The organism is Methyloglobulus sp., from assembly GCF_040079455.1.
Taxonomy (GTDB): domain Bacteria; phylum Pseudomonadota; class Gammaproteobacteria; order Methylococcales; family Methylomonadaceae; genus Methyloglobulus.
The window spans coordinates 1-4,573 of sequence record NZ_JBEBKJ010000144.1; the positions used below are offsets into that span (position 1 = coordinate 1).

Below are 4,573 nucleotides of genomic sequence, written 5' to 3' on the forward strand. Positions count from 1 at the left end.
GCGTCAACCCATCACAGAAAGACCGGGTAATCCTCGCACTTAAGGCTCGTGGCCATGTAGTCGGTTATATGGGCGATGGCATCAACGATGCGCCGTCATTGCATTCAGCGGATGTGGGAATCTCGGTGGATTCGGCGGTGGATGTCGCCAAAGAAGCTGCCGATATGATCTTGCTTGATCAGGATTTGAACGTCCTGCTTGACGGCGTGCTGGAAGGTCGCCGCACTTTCGGCAATATTATGAAGTACATCATGATGGGCACCAGTTCCAATTTCGGCAACATGTTCAGCATGGCTGGAGCGGCGCTTTTCCTCCCTTTTCTGCCAATGTTGCCCACCCAAATCTTGCTCAACAATATTCTGTACGATCTTTCCGAAGTACCGATTCCGTTAGATGAAGTAGACCAAGAAGAACTTCGCAAGCCTCGGGTTCTGGACATGAACTTTATCCGCAATTTTATGCTGGTGATAGGCCCCATCAGTTCGGCATTCGACTTCCTGACCTTCTATGTCATGCTGAACGTATTGAGCGCTAATGAGACATTGTTCCAGACTGGCTGGTTTGTCGAGTCCTTATGCACCCAAGTTTTAGTGATTTTCATAATTCGTACTCGTGGCAATCCGTTCAAAAGTCGCGCCCATCCGATCTTGGTAGTGACATCACTCACTGTAGTGGTTGTTGCTGCGGCACTGCCTTTCACCCCTGTAGGGACGTATTTCGGTTTCGTGCCGCCCCCCGCCCAGTTTTATGCCATCTTAGCGATGATGGTGGTGGTCTATCTAGCGATAGTCGAGGTGGCCAAAAGAGTGTTTTACCGTTTGTATCGGGAAATCCAATAGCCTTTTCTTTCCGTAGTATAATTTATTGAAAGTAGAACTTGCAGTAATGCTTGATAAAATATTCAAGAGGTAGCAATGTCAACATAGCCACTATGTTGTATTCTTAATCAAATATTATTTTAGCATTTCTAAGCAAGTCTTGAGGGATGTCCATATTCATGTGTTCAGCAATCTTGGTGTTAATGGTATAGGTCACCTTGCGCGGATACTCAGGTTTAACCAATGCCACGGGTGTGCCGGCCAATATTTTTTGTGCCAAAGTGGCGCATTGTCGCCCCAGATCCTCATAATCCCAGGACAGCGCATAAAACGCTCCAGATTTGACCCAGTTATCTGAAAGACCAATCAATGGAACCTTGTTGCCGAAAGAAGCCAATAGCAACTCCTTTGCCGTATTAACCGACATTACCGTCTCGTCAGGGATGCTAAGCATTATTTCGACATTACTTTCAAGCTGCTTCAGAGCAAGAGGCAATTTTTTTGGTGTTTCAACGGGTATTGCAACCAGATTAAATCCTTGTTGCTGACTAATTACACTAGCGGCCTGGACGATGGTGGTATTCTCACTCGGATTAAACAAGATAGCGACTGCTTTTTTTTGGGGAAAAAATTTTTTTAACCATTGAAATTGAGTTTTTAATGGATAACTAAGACTGACTCCGGTCATATTAGCTGCTTTCTTGAATACCTCTTCTTTAAGTACCATGGTCGCTACGATAGGAATACTCGATGTCTCATGGCTTACCCATTGAGTTGCATTCATGCCTAGAGCATAGATTAAATCAGGTTTTAGGCGTTCTATTTCTTTGATTCCCGATGATTGGGCTTGAGTAACGACTAGCTGAGTAAATTTAATCTTAGCGTGTGCAGAAATCTGCTCTTTAAATCCGCTAACCGCCTCTTGATATGGGGTGTCATTAGAACTGGTTATGACTAAAACATGCGCCGTATTTTCCGCGAATACAGGGCTTGACAACAGGAAAAAGATGATAAAGGCAGCGGCCAATCTTTTGGCTGGGAACAAGTTAACGTGCATAAATCGAGAATAAATTGATCCGTTTGTAAATACACAGATTAAAGTTTGCCGCTCATTTTTGCAATTAGTACAAATACTTAGTGCGCGGTTAAGAATCAATTGCATGCCGAATAACACGGGGGTTGTCTTAGATTGGTTAATTGTCGATTGTTGGTTTAGTGGAAAAAGTTACCACCTAAAAATCCAGGCTGACCTTGGTTCGGAACGTCAGCCCATCTTGTTGTATGCCAATTTGTGTGTGGTCGGTCGATCCTGGGTCGAAATAACGTTCGTCAAAGAGATTGTAAGCACCTGCCGATAATTCCAGTCCTTTCACCCAGTTTTTAGTAAAAACTGTAAGGTTACTTATTACATTGTCGCCAACCTTACTCGTAGGGTGTTTAGAATTTGCGGCAACTATCCTGCCGCTCATATAGCGGTTTTCAAAGCCAAGAAAAACCTTGTCTTTCCAGAGTGGGGCAATCAGATTGAGTTTGACCATGTGTTCTGGGGAATTAGGCAAACGGGTATCTTGACTAACATATTTGGTGTCCTGCCAGGAATAACTGAGCCGAGCCTGAAAGCCATTGCTCCAGCTATCCTCCAGTTGCAGTTCGACCCCATTAGAAATGACATTATCCACGTTCTGATTTTGATTGAGGTTTTTACTTATAGGAACTTGGGCGATGATGTGATCCACTTGAGTATGGAAAAAATTGAACTCTCCACGCAGGTGTTCATTAAAATAATGTTCTATTATGAATTCTGAAGTTTCCAGTTGTTCTGGCTGCAATTTTTCGTTAAATGTCAAACCTGCGAGTAGGGAATGTATTTCAAATTGGCTTGGCGCTCTAAAAGCGGTTCCATAGAGGAGTTTGAAAGTAGTTGATTTCCAAGGATTGTAGATGAGACCCAGGCGCGGGTTAATAGTATCGCCGAATATGCTGAAAAAATCATAACGGAGACCCGCATTTAAGGTCAGGTTATCGGTAATGCTAAATTCATCCTGGGCAAACAACGCCCATCTATAGCTGCCTGTGTCAGATACCTTTGGTTCGATTACAATATTACCAAGCAGGTTATAATTACTCTGGTATTGGTCAAAATCATGTTGAAATTCACCGCCAAAGGTGATTTTGTGATCATCCCAAAAGATTTTTGTGGCCTCTAGGCCACCACGCCACCACTGCCCACGTACAAAATCCTTACCGTCTAGGTTTTTTAAGGTATTTACATCATCAAAAAATGGATAATTACCGGTATAACGATAGTTGTTGTAGGAAACCCTGGATTGAACAGTCAACTGATTTTCAAAGGTATGCTCGTACTTAAGTTCAAAAAAATGCGCTTGATCGACGGTTTTGGTGTTGGGGTTATTAAATAAAGTACCGAAAGATCCCGTGGGCAAGTTTTTCTCGCGCTTGACTAATAAGCCTTCCAGGCTAAAGTCGCCATAAGCTAGTTTGCCGAGCAGTTTTTTTGCCTGTTCGCCGTCATTATTGTCGTAAAAGCCGTTATTTGTTAATGGATTAACAAATTCCTTGGAAAATAAATGGTCGTTGCCATCGCTATCAAAAAAGCTGCCGCTGAGGAATGCTTCTATGCCATTGCTAAACCGTTTACCGGCACTGACACTTGTTTTAGTGGCGTTGAAGGTGCCATAGGAAGTTTTAATATTCGCGCCTTCCTGATCTCGCCCCCGTTTCGTAATGACATTTATTACGCCAAAAAAAGCGTTGGTACCATATAATGAAGAGCTAGGGCCACGGACTACTTCCACGCGCTCTATCATATCCACATCGACTGGGAAGCCTTCGTCGGTGTAGAAAGATTCAAAAATATTATCGTTGTAACGATGTCCATCTATTAACAACAGCATGCGGGTGTTGTAATCTGCTGGGAGGCCAAATCCACGTGAGCCTACGTAACCGTAGTTACGGTCATTGGTGCTATAAAAGCCCTTAAGACTTGCCATTATGTCGCCAAAATTCCGGTAACCCCATTTCTTTATCTCATCCGCATTAACAACGCTGATAGAGGCTGGGGCTTTGCTTACCTGCTGCTCATATTTTGAAGCCGTGGAAACCGAGGGGATGTCTTGGAACAACAACTCGTCACTGCTTTTTGATAAAGCTCCAGATGAAGGGATGTCATCCTCGGCAAAAGCCGGATTCTGGAGTAGAAAAAACAAACTTAATAAACGGGTAAAGGTTGGGATCTTCATAACGGAAATTATTTTTAGTCACAATAAATATAGCTGATATTTGCTGATAATGTTCGATGAGGTATGTTGCAGTGTAAAAAACCTTACATTATCAAGTCGATAATTTTTTTGCGGCACACAAGATAAAAAGTAACCAATAACCATCAAAAAGGGGCAAATCAGCCAGAGTTTGTAATCCTACTTATGGATTATCGAACTTTGATTGCCTAGCATAGATACAGATTTTTGTATTTTGTAAAGAGTGAAAATAGGGATATTTTTCGAATTTGTGATGCGCCTCACAAAACTTGCATGGTTTGCGAATGTTTTTGTGATTTAGTCTACACTTTTCGTGCTGAGCGAAATCAATTCCAGAATTCTTAATGTAATTTTAGATAGGCGCTTTCCAGATCAACAACCTGAGACCTTTGCACGACCTCAAGCCCCAAAATGGGTAAAATAAGCCTTTATTCAAGTTCGAGCAATAGCCTATGTCCTGGAAGAACCTAGCCCAAA

Annotated in this window: 3 protein-coding genes; 1 reads left to right on the top strand and 2 read right to left on the bottom strand. The window is 42.6% G+C overall.

The features are described from left to right. Positions 1 to 839: HAD-IC family P-type ATPase (locus ABL924_RS17910; RefSeq protein WP_349028459.1), on the top strand; the 839-nt coding region annotated here is incomplete at its 5' end. Between the two features lie 103 nt (positions 840 to 942). On the opposite strand, the gene ABL924_RS17915 is transcribed toward ABL924_RS17910, so the two are convergent. After that, positions 943 to 1,875, bottom strand: a complete 933-nt coding sequence (locus ABL924_RS17915; protein WP_349028460.1) for an ABC transporter substrate binding protein — start codon at positions 1,873 to 1,875, stop codon at positions 943 to 945. A 175-nt stretch (positions 1,876 to 2,050) separates the two neighbouring features. Further along, on the bottom strand, positions 2,051 to 4,078 hold the full coding sequence (locus ABL924_RS17920; protein WP_349028461.1) for a TonB-dependent receptor: 2,028 nt from the start codon (positions 4,076 to 4,078) through the stop codon (positions 2,051 to 2,053). Positions 4,079 to 4,573: the final 495 nt, after the last annotated feature.